Source organism: Frankia sp. CcCS3 (genome assembly GCF_977927575.1).
On the sequence record NZ_CDWRCL010000096.1, the window covers coordinates 1 to 14,090 of the forward strand.

Sequence of the window (14,090 nt, forward strand, 5' to 3'; positions counted from 1 at the left end):
TCACCATCGCCGCGATCAACGAATGGCTGCCCCGATAAACTTCCCAAACAGGCCCTAGGCCCCTTGCCTATCCAGAGGGATAAATCGGACACAAAAGCCTCTGGATAGGCAAGGAAGCCGGGAGCCTCGGGCGTCCCGGCTCCCCGGGCCCCCGGGTCCCGGGTCGGCCGGCGGGATTCACGCTTCGGCAGGGCCACCTGCACGGGCTCGGAGAAGTGCCATCCGGACGACTTCCGTCGTTCTCGCCGCTTCCGTCGTGACATCGTGCCAGGTGAAGCGCAGAACATCCCAGTCGAGACGGACGAGGTCGTTCTGACGTGCCCGATCGCGATGAAGAGCCTCCGGCTCACCGTGCGGCCCGACGCCGTCCGCTTCGATCGCGACCCGCAGCGACGGCCAGGCGAGATCGAGCCGTGCCACCGGCCGGCCGTGTCGGGGATCGTGGACTATCCATTGAAGCTCGTCCGGGGCCAGCCCGGCGTCATCGAGAAGGAGCCGCACACGCGTCTCCAGCGGTGACTCTGCCCGCCCGTCGATCTTTGACCACCATCCGTCCGCACGATCACCATTGCGGCGTTCCTGCACGCGTGTGCGAAGATCGAACAGCTCGTTCCGGGATAGACGGCGTTGGTGAACAAAAGCGTCGAGGACACAGATGAACAGCTCGCGGTCGCACAGTAGGGCCAGATCTTCCAACGTCCGGGCAACCGTGGTGGTACGGATGCCGTCGAGGTCGATGGTCTCGCCACCGCGAACCGTCATCCAATGCCGGTGACAACCGCCACGCTGACGAAGTCCCCCCTCACCGGGCAGCGCGACATCGACGGGTTCGTCGGGCCGCCAGCGGGAGAGGGCGGGAAGGCCGTGCAGTCGGGCCGCGGTACGTCCGCAGATCGTCCCTCCGACGATCGACAGCGCCGCTCGGGCACGGGCCCGGATTTCGTCCCGAATGGGCGGCACGAGCAACATGCCCCGCACCGGGGAGGTCCAGCCGTGCCTGCGTCTACGAACGCTGATCGCTTGGTCCGACATCCCGAGCTGCCGGGCATGCCGACGGGTGATCATGTCGTCCTGCTTGCGGGCGAGTGCGACGACCTTCTCATAGGACTGGGTCACGTCCCCAGTGTCGATCACGGTTCGAGCATCCTGCCGGGCTCGTTCGCGATCTGTGCATAACCGGCCCCTCTCGCCGGCTTCCTTGCCTATCCAGAGGCTTTTGGGGACGTAATGAAGTAACAAATACGTGATCGAGAGCATCATCGCAGGTCACAGGCCTGTGGAGGGTTCGAAACGCGCAAGTTATTTCATTTCGACTCCTTTGCGCCCGATTTATCCCTCTGGATAGGCAAGGAGCTCAGCCGGCGTTCCAACGGGCGTGGCCGTTGAACCCGCCGGTAGTGGTGAGCTTGCGGTCACTATCGTTCGGATTGTTCGGATCGTTCGGATTCAGAACGTAGAGTTGCCGGTCACCAGGGTCCGTGGGATTGCGCTGCCCGCTGAAGGCGATGCGACCGTCCGGCGCGTAGGCCGGGTCCTGGTCGTCCCCGTGCACCCGGGTGAGCTGCCGGGCGTCGGTGCCGTCCGAGTTCATCTCGAAGATCTCCAGATCGCCGTTCTTCGCCCGGGTGAAAGCGATCTTCCTGCTGTCCGGGGATCAGACCGGGTCCGAGTCCCCGTTACCCTGGTCCTGCGTGATCGGGGTCGCCTGGGCATCCGGTTGGGCCGGGATCACCACGATGAAGCCGCGGTCGCCACCGGTGTTGTTCGACCAGTAGGCGATCCGCTCGCCGTCCGGCGACCAGGCGGGGTCGGTCGCCTGCGGCTTCGCGTTGAGCCGCCGCACGCTCGAGCCGTCCAGTTTCACCACATACAGGCCGGGGTTCGGCGTTCCGGTCTGATCCTTGGTGGAACGGACGACCAGGAAGCCGCCGTCGGGGGAGAGCGAGGGCCGGGCGTCGTCCGCGATCGCCAGCCCGGCGGCCGGGCCCGAGGTGAACAGCTGTACCGGTTTCCCGGAGCCGTCGGCGGCAATCGCCTGCAGCGTATTCGGGCTGCCCTTCTTGAAGTAGACGATCGTCTTGCGATCGTCGCTGATCGCGGGCAGCATCTCCTGGTCCGGACCGGTGACGATCGGCTTGTCGTTCGCGAGCAGCCCGTTGTCCGTGACCTGCCCGGTGAACAGATCGTAGTTGCCGTTGCGGTTGGACGCGTAGACGAGGGTGTCCTTGCCAAGCGGCTGGGCCGCCCTGGGCAGCGTGAAGGCCGCTGATTGGGCCGATGAGGCTGGTTGGGGCGACGTGGCCGGAGCCCCGGAGATGGTGGCCGGATTGGCCGCGTCGGTCCCGGAGCCGCCGTCATCACCCGAGCTGAGGGCGAGTACTCCCGCGAGGATCGCGCCGACGACTACGACACCCCCACCGACGAGCAGCGGGGTGCGGTTCCTGTTCCCGCCCGCGCCGCCCTGCCGGCCGGGAGCATCGGCTCCACCGCCCCCGGGACCGCCGGGACTCCCGTGACCGCCGGCACCGGCGGGTAGCCGGGTCGGGGCGTCCTGGTCGACGGTGTAACCGCTGCTGACGGGGGCCGCTGCCGTTGCGGGGAAGCCGGCCCCGTGGGGCCCGGTGCCGCCCGTGACCGGTGCGCCCGGGCCGGGCACTGGCAGCTTCCAGCCCTGCAGGATGTTCGTGACGTCCTGCGGGTTGACGGCGGCGGCAGCGTCCGGGCCGGTGCCCGACGGGTCGCCGAGCAGGCGCAGCATGAGCTGCTGGGCGCTCGGGCGGGTGCTCGGGTCCTTGCGCATCGCGTGCCAGACGATCGGGCGCAGCGCCGGGTCGACGTCGTCGAGCCGCGGTTCCTCGTGTAGGGCGCGGTAGAGCAGCACCTGCGCCGAGGCCTCACCGAAGGGGTAGTGCCCGGTGGCGGCGAAGGCGACGAGGCCACCCCACGCCCAGATGTCGACCGCCGAGGTGATCGGCCGGCTCTCGATCTGCTCCGGGGACATGAACGCCGGCGTCCCGAGCTGCTGGAGATCGCCGGTGAGGTTACTGCCGGCGTCCACCGCCCGGGCGATACCGAAGTCGATCACCCGGGGGCCGAACGGTGAGAGGATGACGTTCGCGGGCTTGAGGTCGCGGTGCACGATCCCGGCGCTGTGGATGGCGGTGAGCGCCGCGGCCACGCCGACCGCGAGTTGTTCGAGGTTGGCATTGGCGAGCGGGCCGTTGCGCTGGACGTACCGGGCGAGGGTCTTGCCCTCGATGAACTCGGTGACCAGGTAGGGCCACTCGGCGTCCGGATCGGCGTCGAGCACCTCAGCGGTGCAGACCCGGGCGACTCGCCGGGCGGTCTCGGCCTCCAGCCGGAACCGGGCTCGGAACTCGGGGTTCCCGACAGCCTCATTCCGGATCACCTTGATGGCGACGAGCCGGCCCTTCCCGGAGCGGCCCAGATAGACCATGCCCATTCCACCCTGGCCGAGTTTGCCTAGCAGCGTGTACGAGCCGAGCTCGTGGGGGTCGTCCGGGCCAAGGGGGGCGGATCGTGCCGCCACACCCGCATCCGATGACATCATCGACCTGTACCCCCACCCGCCGCGTGCCGACCGCGGCCTCGCGCGGGAACGCCGCGCAGGTCGCGGGCCGGCCGGTGGACGCGCACCGACTCTTGATCCATCACGGAATGTCCCGATCAACCATTACGGTCAACCGCTGGCAAAATCTTAGGCGAGAGTGACCGGGCACCGGGCTGTCGGGGCCCCGACAGCCCCCGCCACCTCGATGTCAATGCAGCGACAGGCATTCGGCGCCCGCGTGGCTTCTGTCATCCGGTCACGTCCTGCCTCCTGGTCGGCCGGGGGCGACCAGGGGCGGTCGGGGTCTCTGACCGGGTACGGCCGGGGTCGACCGGGGCCGACCAAGGCCCGGGCGGGGGAGTCTCCCGGGAACGCCGCGCCGCGTCCCCGGGAACCCCCCGAGTCACGACCGAGCCGTCGCGGACCTCGCGACACCTCCGATTGCCGGTCGGTCCACCGGCGACCCGGTCTGGTCCCCGATCAAAGCGGCTGGCGGCCCACACAACCCCGTATCTGTGCGGCTTTCGCCGAATGTGTCAGGAAGGAACGCTGCACGGCCGAACGCGAACGGCCGAACGGTGCTACGCCCGATCATCCGACCCGACGACCTCCAGGACCTCGTCGACGTCCCGGCGGGGAGTGGGGCCGAGCGGTTGTGCACCCGGCTCGGGATAGCCGGCCCGCAGGATCATCTGGACGTGCCCGAGACCGCTGGTGGTGCCGCGGAACTGCTCCCGCATGCCCTCGACGTCGATCGCCTGCGACATCGGCGACGAGGCGAGACCGAGCAAGGTGGCGGTGAGCAGCACACGCTGCATCGCCTGCCCAGCGCGCAGCCGGTCGGCGGTCGTGTCCGCATCGGTGCCGATGATCAGGATGCCGGGCCGTTCCACACCCGTCTCGTCCAGCACGGTCCCCGCCTCGCCGACCACGTCGAGGTCCCGCATCGGGAACTCGGACTGGCGCGGGGCGTCGGTGTGGACGACTGCGCTGCGCGGGATGCCATCGGCCGACGTGGACCCCGTTCGACTCCACGAGGCCAGTTCCTCCCGGTAGGCCACGTTGTGCGCCTCGATCCAGTCCGCCCGGGACAGCAGGACGCTGACCTGGACGCGCAGCTCCGGGTCGATCGGCGCGGTGAGCCAGCAGCCCTCCGCCTCGGCCGCGGCACGCAGGCGGCTGATTACCTCGGCCGGCAACGGCTGGTCGTCGAACGGCCGGCGATCGGTGTGCCGCCGCGGGATGGCATCGGCCAATGCCCGCTCGTCGTCCTCGGCAGGCTGATGGCCGATCACCGAGATGGTGGCGAGCGGGGCGGGGCGGAAGTCGTCGACGCCGTCGGGTAGCGGCTCCACCACGGGGACCTCGCCGCGGGTCCGCAGCGCCAGCCGGGCGTTGAACAGCGCCGCTCCGCAGCTCAACAGCATCTGCCGGCCCTCGGGATCGGCGACCTTGAGCTGGCGGGTGCTGTCGGCGAGAAGGGTGAGCCGGCCTGCCTCGAGGCGCCAGCGCCACGGCTGCGTGTTATGGATGGACGGCGCCGCGGCGGATGCGGCGACCACCTCCCGAGCCAGGTCGGGAGTCAGGGGAACCAGTACGGACCGTGCTGCTTTGGTGGACATCTCAGCCTCCCTTCTCTCAAGTGTCTACCCCCAGCCTGCCCTCCCGACCGGGTAGAGGGCATGTGCCGAGGGGAACAGTCGGGGCGGACCAACGGCCGGCAGGCGGGAGTCGGGCGTCGGGTGGCGGGGCGTCGGGGCGTCGGGTGGCGGGCCCGAGGCACCGCCGCGGACGTGGTGGGTGGGTACGGCCGGGATGGCACGGGCAGGGCGGAGTGCGTGTGCGGAGCGCATGGGCGGGGCGGAGTGATGGCGGGTATCGCGGGTAGCCCCACTGCATGGCTGGAACCGACACAGAGGCGGTGCTCGCCGAACTGCTCGCCCGGCATGGGCGGACCTACGCCGACGATATCGGCGCCGACGTGCCGACTGACACCGCGGAGGCGATGTTCAGGCTGATCGTCTTCGCCCTGCTCGCGAGCGCACGGATCCGCACGTCGATCGCGGTCGCCGCCTGTCGTTCCCTGATGGACGCCGGCTGGACCGACGCCGCAGCCATGGCCGAGGCGACCTGGGAGGACCGTACCCGGGTGCTGAACGGCAGCGGGTACGCGCGCTACGACGAGAGCACCTCTCGGACATTGGAGGCGGCCTGCCGTTACCTGATGGACACCTACGACGGTGATGTCCGCCGGCTGCGGGATGCCGCCGAGCACTCCCCGGACCGGGAGCGGGAGCTGCTGCAGAAGATCAAGGGGATCGGTCCGGTCGGTGCCGACATCTTCCTGCGCGAGGCGCAGGCGGGATGGGACGAGCTGGTGCCCTACCTCGACGAACCTACCTGGAGAACGGCTGGAGCCCTCGGGCTGCCGACCGGCCCGGCGAGGCTCGCCGCACTGGTCGACCGGCAGGACTTCCCGCGGCTGGTCGCTGCGCTGGTGCGGGCGCGTCTCGAGCACGACGTCACCGACCTGCGGGAGGCGGCGAGCAGGCCCTGACGCCCGTCCGGTCCCGACCCCAGCTGGCGAGACAGGAGCAGACAGCAGGCGGGCAGCAGGCAGACAGGAGGCGGGCAGGAGTCAGACGGCAAGCAGACAGCAGGCAGACAGGAATCAGGCAGGAGGACGTGTCGATGACGACGCACGACGACAGGATTCAACGCAAGATCGCGTTTCTGGTGGCACCGGAGGGCGTCGAGCAGGTCGAACTCACCGAGCCGTGGAAGGCCATCGAGCAGGCCGGCCTGAGTCCGGTGCTGGTGTCGACGGAGGGAGGCAGGGTGCGGGCGTTCCGGCACCTGGACCCCGCGGACACCTTCCCGGTCGACGTCACGGTCGCCGAGGCGGATCCCGCGGACTTCGACGCGCTGGTGCTGCCCGGCGGAGTCGCCAATCCGGACGAGTTGCGGTGGCAGCCGGGTGTTGTCGAGTTCGTCCGGTACTTCTTCGATGCCGGCCGCCCGGTGGCGTCGATCTGCCACGCTCCCTGGACCCTGATCGAGGCGGACGTGGTCCGCGGACGGCGCATCACGAGCTGGCCGAGCCTGCGCACCGATCTGCGCAACGCCGGGGCCGAGGTCGTGGACGAGCAGGTCGTCATCTGCCGGTCCGGGCCGAACACGCTGATCAGCAGCCGCAGGCCGGATGATCTGCCGGCCTTCGACGGCACCCTGGTGGAGCATCTCACCTCGGTGGGCGTCTGATTACCTCGGTGGACGCCCCAGCTCGGGACGCCGTTCACCGTGGATGCGAAGGAACCGCCGGAAACGGCTCCTTCGCCCGGGCCGTCTGCTACCTCGGATCAGGTTGGTCGCTACCCCGCACCAGGTGGATCATTGCGGTGTATCCCGTCGCCGGACATCCGTAACCTGGAACAGCGATGATGCGGCATTCCGGCCGCCGTGCCGGATGGCGGGCCGGCTTGCCGTGGTTGCCGTGGTCGTTCGTGGACACGCCGTCGTTGTCGTGGACATGTCGTTACCAGGGTGGGGTCACCGGAGCCGGGTCACCAGGCGGGCCGGGAAGATCTGCCGGGGAGGGGCTGTTACTCCCCCTGGCTCACCTGACGGCGTCGGCCCGCAGCCCGGGAAGCCGCAGCCCAAGAATCCGACCGCGACCGGGAGGAGAGCCGGTGCCGACCATGCAGGACGTCGAGCGCGCCCGTGAACAGGCGTACCTGGACACGCTGTACATCCGGTTGGACGAGGTCCGCGAGATCACCCGTGGGCAGCTGCGCCGGGTCCTGCTGGAAAGTGGCACGGGCACCCCACAGTCACTCGTGGAACGTGACGTGTTCGCGGCGACCCACGCCGACCGGCTCGCCCGCCTCGACGCCGCCGAAGGGCGGCTGTGTTTCGGCGCGATGGACCACGCCGACGGGCGCCGGACGTACATCGGCCGGATCGGCCTGTCCGACAGCGAGCAGGAACCGATCCTGGTGGACTGGCGGGCCCCGGTGGCCACCGCCTTCTACCGGGCGACGCTGGCCGATCCGCACGGTCTGGTGCGGCGGCGTCATCTGCGGACCAAGGGCCGGGAGGTCACCGGCATCGCCGACGACCCGTTGAGCCTGCCGGCCGGCACGGCCACCGGCACTGGCACCGGCACGAGCGAGCCCGGCGGGGTGACGGCGTCCGGCGACACGATGTTGCTCGAGGCGCTGGCCGCGCCCAGGACCGGGCGCATGCACGACATCATCGCCACTCTGCAGGCCGAGCAGGACCGCATCATCCGGGCGCGGGCGAACGGCGTGCTCGTCGTCGACGGTGGACCGGGGACCGGTAAGACCGCGGTGGCGCTGCACCGTGCCGCCTATCTGCTCTACAACGACCGGGCTCGACTCGACCAGTCCGGCGTGCTGATCGTGGGGCCGAGTCCGGTGTTCCTGCGCTACATCGACCAGGTGCTGCCCTCCCTCGGGGAGACCGGGGTGATCTTCGCCACGCCGGGACGGCTCTTTCCCGGGGTCGACGCGCACGGCGTCGAGGACGCCGCGACCGCTGCGCTCAAGGGTGATCCGCGGATGGCCGAGGTCATCGCCGCCGCCGTCAGGGACCGGCAGCGGCTGCCGCGGCGAGAGGTGCTCATCCCCTACGACGATCACATGCTGCGCCTCGGTCGCGACACGGTCGCGCGGGCCCGCACCCGGGCGCGGCGCAGCCGCCGCCCGCACAACTCGGCCCGTCGGATCTTCCTGCGCGAGCTGTTGGCAGAGCTGGCCACCCAGGTGGTGAACCAGATCCCGGGCGGGCTGCTCGACGCCGACGAACGCGGCCAGATCATCCGGGACCTGTGGTCGGCGGAAGAGGTCCGTACGGTGCTCGACGGCCTCTGGCCGCTGCTGACCCCCCAGCGGCTCCTCGAGGAGCTCTTCGCCGATCCGGCGGCCCTGGCGCGTGCGGCGGGTAGCCGACTCACCCCGGCGGAACGATCTCTGCTCGAGGACCGGCGGACGGCCGCAGCGTCCGCCCGGATCCCGGTGCAGCGCGACGGCGTGGGTACGGCGAGTACAGCGGCCGCCGAGCGGGTCGAGCGGGCGTGGGCTCCGGCCGATGTGCCGCTGCTCGATGAGGCCGCCGAGCTGCTCGGCGACCCGGGCGAGGAGACCGGCCGCGAGACCGCCCGCCGTGCCGAGCGGGAACGCGAGGAGGAACGCGAGTACGCCCGGGGCGTGGTGGACATGCTCGGGCTCGAGGGGCAGGTTGACACCGAGGCGCTCGCCGAGCGGTGGAGCGGGCCGCGGGCGCGGCGCAGTGCCGCCGATCATGCCCGCGAGGACCGCACCTGGACTTTCGGCCACCTGATCGTCGACGAGGCCCAGGAGGTCTCGCCGATGTTGTGGCGGCTGTTGTGGCGGCGCTGCCCGGGACGCACGGCGACCCTCGTCGGTGACCTGGCCCAGACCGCCCGGCCGGGCGCGCCGACGTCCTGGGGGGAGCTGCTGGGGCCCGCGGTCGGCGACCGGTTCACGGTCGAGCGGCTCAGCGTCAACTACCGCACACCTCGGGAGATCATGGACGTTGCCGCCGACGTCCTGCGGGCGCAGGACCCGACGGTCTCCGTTCCCCTCTCAGTGCGTTCGGTGGGCCGTGCCCCGACGGCGGTGCGCGTGGGCGACGTGACGACCGACGATGTCCCGGGCCTCGTCGGTCTGCTCGAGACTGGTCTGTTAAAGGACAGGCGGACCTTCGCCCAGGAGCCTCCCGGGGACCTCGTCGCCGCCGTGGTGTACGCGGCGAGCCGGGCCGCGAGCGAGGTCGGCGACGGGCGGGTCGCCGTGATCTGCCGCCCGCAGGACATCCCGGGGCTGCGCGGCGCCCTCATGGCAGCCCTCCCGGATCTGGCGGTCGCGGCGGACTCCGTCGACCCCGCCAGATCCGTCGGCAACGCTCTCGACGCGCCGGTGGTGGTGCTGAGCGTGGCGGAGAGCAAAGGTCTCGAGTTCGACGCGGTGGTGCTGGTGGAACCGGCCGCGTTGCTGGCCGGGCCGACCCGGGGGCTCGCCGACCTCTACGTCGCGCTGACCCGGGCCACCCGTTTCCTGACCGTGGTGTATTCCGGCGAGCTTCCGCCGGTACTGGGCCGACTCGCCCGACGGTAACGTGCCCGCCCGCGGACGGGTTCCGGATCCGTCCGCAAATACCAGCTAGCCCTGCGTGAGGAGCAGCGTCGGAACAAAATTCCGATATTTTCTTGATATAAAATGTCCATCCATCGTTCATCGGAACGTTGTTCCGTGTGGCTAGGTTCGTGGATGTGACGACCAGGCCCAGGGCGACCAGGCCCAGTGAGACCGGCGCGGCGAGCGTTGCTGACGAGCCGGCTGGCACCTTTGCTGAACGGGTGCGGGGGGCCGCCGCGGATCTCGCTCCGAGCGAGGCCCGGGTCCTCGAAGCGTTGCTGGAGCCGGGAGCGGAGATCCTTAATCTTTCGGTATCCGAGGTCGCCGCTGCCGCGGGGGTGGGGGTCGCCACGGTCGTCCGCGCGTGCCAAAGTCTCGGCTTCAAGGGTTTCCAGGCAGCCAAGATCGCTCTAGCTCAAGATCTTCTGCCGCTCGGTGAACGCCCCCGGGAGGACATCGATCCCAGCGACACCGTGCATCAGGTGCTTGCCAAGCTGGCGGCCTCGAACGGTCAGGCACTGTCGCGCGTCCCGATGAGCGTGGGCGCGGGTGCGCTTGCCGATGCCGTTGAGGCGCTCCATGCGGCGCGGCGTGTTCTTTTTCTGGGGGTCGGCACAAGCGCACCGATTGCCGCGGACGGGGCGTTTCGGCTGGCCACGATCGGCGTCCCGGCCAGCTTCCCGCCGGATGTGCACACGCAGCACGTGCAGGCACGCCTGCTCGGGCCGGATGATGTCGCGGTCGCGGTGAGTCACACCGGGGCGACTCATGAGACCGTAGGCGCTGCTCGCGGCGCACACGCCGCCGGTGCCGCGGTTATCGCGATCATCAGTTTTCACAGCAGCCCGTTGACGGAGGTCGCGACAACCGTGCTCGTCGCCGGGAGTCGTAAAACCCGGTACCAAATAGAGGCGATGACCAGCCGTCTCGCCCACCTCCTGGTTCTTGAGAGCCTTTTCATCGCTCTTCTTCTGCGGAATCCTGACCATGCCCGCATCGCGCAGACTCTGGCTGCGGATGCTCTCGATGAACACTGTTACTGATTCGTCCTACTCAATCGCTACTGATTCGCTCGGACTGTTCAGATTTTGATGGAGACAGATGATTATCTCTGGGACGTTTTCCGACCACGGCGCGAACCAGCGAACAGGGGGCAGTCAGCGGCCAGCCGCGGTGCTGTTCGACTGCGATGGATTGCTCGTGGACAGCACGGCGGCATGGGCCACCGCGTTCGACGAGGCAGCCGCGGCCGTCTCCTTCGAGTTGGACGACGCGATGCGCGGGCAGCTGGTCGGCAGCTCCGTCGCGTCGGGGGCCGCGCGGATCGCGCGCTGGGGCAACCAGGAACACGAAGCTGCCTTGATCGCATCGGTGCTTCACCGTTCGCTGCGGCAGGCGGTGAAACGTGACCCTCCTCGCGCCATGCCGGGCGCGGCCGCCCTGCTCGCTGGCCTGAGCGGCAGCGTACCGATGGCGGTCGCCTCGAACAGCCCGGCCGATGTACTCGTCGCGATGCTCACCGGCGCGGGATTCGATGTGGCGTTCGACGCGACCATCGCCGCGGACGATGTCGACCTACCCAAGCCTCACCCGGAGGTCTACCTAACCGCCTGCTCGGCCCTGGGAGTTGATCCGCGCGACGCGGTCGCCGTCGAGGACTCCAGGATCGGGGCAATCGCCGCGCAGCGGGCCGGTCTGGCGGTCATCGTCGTTACCACCGGAGACTGGCCGCAGAGCACACCCCTGCCGTGGCCGGCGGAAGGACGCCCTCTCCTGGTGACCCCGTCCCTGACCGAGCCAGCCGTCACTCGCCAGCTCATGCCGTCATGACGAATCCCCCGGCGACGCAGGCGACCGGCAATGTGAACGGCAATGTGAACGGCGGCCGGGCGACGTCGACGACACGGCTTGGAGTACTCACCGATCTTCATCTCGCTGCTTGGTAGGTGCGGGAGGGCCCGTGGCTCGGCTGCCCGGGCGCGCCGGGCCCTCCCGGTGAGTTTCAGGCTGACCACGCTCGCCCTTCGTGGAGTGCGAGGGTGCCCTCCTGTGCCTGCGGGAAGTGTGAGCCGACCCCGTCGGTTCCTGGCTTCGACAGCTCGTTCCAGATCCACTCCCGGCTGTGGTTCGCAAGCTTGACGTCGACGTCGCCAACGCTGTGCCAGCTCGGGTGGTGTAACTGGTGCGGGCAGGTGATCGCGTCACCGAAGAACAGGATCCGCTGGCCGCCGCTGGCCGCCATGACGCTGGTGCGCCCCGGGGTGTGACCCGGGGTCGGCATCAAGGAGATTCCCGGCAACACTTCCAACTTTTCACGGTCCAGGAGTTGAACGCTGCCGGCATCACGCAAGCCAGCAAGCGAGAGCTGCTGATCGATAATGAACTTCCGCTCATCGTCGTCTTGCCCATCCGTGGATTTTCTGGCCGACTCCTGGAAGTACGTGTAATCAGCCCCGCCGATCCAGATCCTGGCCTGAGGGAACAAATTAGCGTTCGGATCGACGAGCCACCCGAAGTGATCACAGTGCAGGTGTGTCACGACGACATCCTCCGCAACCTATCGTTGTGACGGAGCGTGATGGCTCCTGGGGCTGTAAAGGGACGCACCCGCCCATCCGGAAAGATCGCGACTTGTCTAAGGTCCGTGATCGTCGGAAGAACGGGTGCGTTGTTGTTCGGGGGTACGGCTGGTCGTGCGGTGGCGGCGGTGCTGGGGTTGCCGGGGTTCGTGGCCGAGGTGTTGGAGTTCGAGACGGATGGTGTGGCCGCGCGGTGGGCGCGGGTGGCCTGGCACACGGCGCACGGCGCGTTCGTCTCCGCGGGTGGGCACGGCCTGCTCGGCGTGGTCGAGACCCGGGCGAGGGCCTCCGTGATCGCCTGGCTCCGGGCCCAGCCGGCGGCCTGGCGTGACGGGATCCGGGCGGTCACGATCGACATGTCGACGACGTACCGGGCCGTCGCCCGCGAGGCCCTCCCGCACGCGATGGTCGCGGCCGATCATTTTCATGTGGCCCAGCACCTGGGCAGGATGTGCGATGACGTGCGACGACGCATCAGTCACCAGCTCCACGACCGGCGCGGCCGGGCCACCGACGTCGAGTACCAGCTCAACAACGCGCTGCGCTACGGTCCTGAGCGGCTCTCGGACCGCGGCCGACGGAAGATCCTCGACGGGCTCGGCGAGCTCGTCGCGATCGACGGCGACGCCGCCTACGACCTGCGCGTCGCCTGGACCGCGAAGAACCGGCTGCTCAGGGCGCTCGCGCTCTCCCCGTCACGGACCGGCCGGCCGGTCACCCGCACCGAGATCGCGCACACCGTTCCGCTTCCTCGACTACGTCGCGACCTTCGGCACCAGCATCCCCGAACTCGTCACCGCGACCGAGACCCTCAACACCTGGCTCGAGGAGATCACGAACGCTGTCCACCACGGGATCTCCAACGCGGCCGCCGAGGGAGTCAATCGCCTCACGAAGCTGATCTACCGGGTGGCGTTCGGGATGTCCAACGTCGCCAACCAGCAACTCAGGGCCCGGTACACCGCCTCCCGCGCTGCCCGCCCGCAGTGGCGACCGACCGTAACCACCCACGCGACCGCTACGTAATCAGATGACTACGACCTCTGGCTAACTGCGGAGAGCCTCAACGGTGGCGCAGACACAAGGCACGCGGACAGATGATCGTTGTCCGTTTCGCCGACGATGCGATCACCGGCTTCGAGTACGAGGACGACGCCCGTCGGTTTCTCGTCGACCTGCGCGAGAGGTTCGCCAGGTTCGGTTTGGAACTGCACCCCGGCAAGACCCGGCTGATCCAGTTCGGTCGCTACGCGGCCAGTTGGCGGAAGACCCACGGTCTCGGGAAGCCGGAGACGTTCACCTTCCTGGGGTTCACACATCTGTGCGCGACGTCCAAGAAGGGGCACTTCTGGGTGAGGCGCGTCACGGACAAGAGGCGGATGCGGGCGAAGCTCAAAGAGATCAAGGAGGAACTGAAGCGGCGCCGGCACCAACCCGTCCCGGTTCAAGGGCAGTGGCTACGCAGTGGTGGTTGGGCATCTCAACTACTACGCCGTGCGCGGCAACACGGACGCGGTCGCGTCCTTCCGCACCCAGGCGACACGGCACTGGTTCAAGGCGCTTCGCCGACGAAGCCAGCGCACGCGACTGGCCTGGGCGCGCATGGGGCGCCATGCCGACCGATGGCTACCACCCGCCCGCCCACGCCACCCGATGCCGAGCGTGCGCTTCGACGCCAGAACCCGAGGCAGGAGCCCAGTGCGGTAATCCCGCACGCTGGGATCTGTGCGGGGGCGCCCGCAAGGACGGTCCCTACCGCGA

General features: G+C 69.3%; 9 protein-coding genes and 3 pseudogenes. 8 read left to right on the forward strand and 4 right to left on the reverse strand.

The window, feature by feature from the left end:
* Window positions 1–177 precede the first annotated feature (177 nt).
* The 3 genes and pseudogenes from AC08OQ_RS10570 to AC08OQ_RS10580 form a co-directional block, all read right to left on the reverse strand.
* Complete coding sequence (locus tag AC08OQ_RS10570) at window positions 178–1,134, reverse strand: hypothetical protein (protein ID WP_476600506.1); 957 nt, start codon at window positions 1,132–1,134, stop codon at window positions 178–180.
* A 220-nt stretch (window positions 1,135–1,354) separates the two neighbouring features.
* A pseudogene (locus AC08OQ_RS10575) lies at window positions 1,355–3,571 on the reverse strand (protein kinase domain-containing protein).
* A 581-nt stretch (window positions 3,572–4,152) separates the two neighbouring features.
* Window positions 4,153–5,193 carry an Acg family FMN-binding oxidoreductase gene (locus AC08OQ_RS10580; RefSeq protein WP_462203886.1) on the reverse strand — a complete coding sequence of 347 codons (1,041 nt, stop codon included), beginning with the start codon at window positions 5,191–5,193 and terminating at the stop codon, window positions 4,153–4,155.
* Between the two features lie 275 nt (window positions 5,194–5,468).
* Between AC08OQ_RS10580 and AC08OQ_RS10585 the strand changes: the two genes are divergently transcribed.
* The 5 genes from AC08OQ_RS10585 to AC08OQ_RS10605 all read left to right on the forward strand — a co-directional run bounded on the left by AC08OQ_RS10585 (window position 5,469) and on the right by AC08OQ_RS10605 (window position 11,580).
* Window positions 5,469–6,128: an HhH-GDP family DNA glycosylase gene (locus AC08OQ_RS10585; protein ID WP_476600508.1), complete on the forward strand. Its 660-nt coding sequence runs from the start codon at window positions 5,469–5,471 to the stop codon at window positions 6,126–6,128.
* A gap of 134 nt (window positions 6,129–6,262) precedes the next feature.
* Window positions 6,263–6,832 (forward strand): type 1 glutamine amidotransferase domain-containing protein, encoded by a 570-nt coding sequence (locus AC08OQ_RS10590; RefSeq protein WP_462188293.1) that lies wholly within the window; start codon window positions 6,263–6,265, stop codon window positions 6,830–6,832.
* Window positions 6,833–7,260: 428 nt separating this feature from the next.
* Window positions 7,261–9,729 (forward strand): HelD family protein, encoded by a 2,469-nt coding sequence (locus AC08OQ_RS10595; protein WP_476600509.1) that lies wholly within the window; start codon window positions 7,261–7,263, stop codon window positions 9,727–9,729.
* Window positions 9,730–9,878: 149 nt separating this feature from the next.
* Window positions 9,879–10,793: a MurR/RpiR family transcriptional regulator gene (locus AC08OQ_RS10600; protein WP_476600511.1), complete on the forward strand. Its 915-nt coding sequence runs from the start codon at window positions 9,879–9,881 to the stop codon at window positions 10,791–10,793.
* A gap of 58 nt (window positions 10,794–10,851) precedes the next feature.
* Window positions 10,852–11,580, forward strand: a complete 729-nt coding sequence (locus AC08OQ_RS10605; RefSeq protein ID WP_476600512.1) for an HAD family hydrolase — start codon at window positions 10,852–10,854, stop codon at window positions 11,578–11,580.
* A 172-nt stretch (window positions 11,581–11,752) separates the two neighbouring features.
* Here AC08OQ_RS10605 and AC08OQ_RS10610 read toward each other — a convergent pair whose 3' ends face one another.
* Window positions 11,753–12,289: an MBL fold metallo-hydrolase gene (locus tag AC08OQ_RS10610; protein WP_476600514.1), complete on the reverse strand. Its 537-nt coding sequence runs from the start codon at window positions 12,287–12,289 to the stop codon at window positions 11,753–11,755.
* Window positions 12,290–12,328: 39 nt separating this feature from the next.
* Between AC08OQ_RS10610 and AC08OQ_RS10615 the strand changes: the two are divergent.
* From AC08OQ_RS10615 to AC08OQ_RS10625, 3 genes and pseudogenes are all read left to right on the forward strand, one after another.
* Window positions 12,329–13,009 (forward strand): annotated as a pseudogene (locus AC08OQ_RS10615) (ISL3 family transposase); the annotation flags it as partial.
* Between the two features lie 151 nt (window positions 13,010–13,160).
* Window positions 13,161–13,355, forward strand: a complete 195-nt coding sequence (locus AC08OQ_RS10620; RefSeq protein ID WP_476600516.1) for a transposase — start codon at window positions 13,161–13,163, stop codon at window positions 13,353–13,355.
* Between the two features lie 71 nt (window positions 13,356–13,426).
* A pseudogene (locus tag AC08OQ_RS10625) lies at window positions 13,427–14,090 on the forward strand (hypothetical protein); the annotation flags it as partial.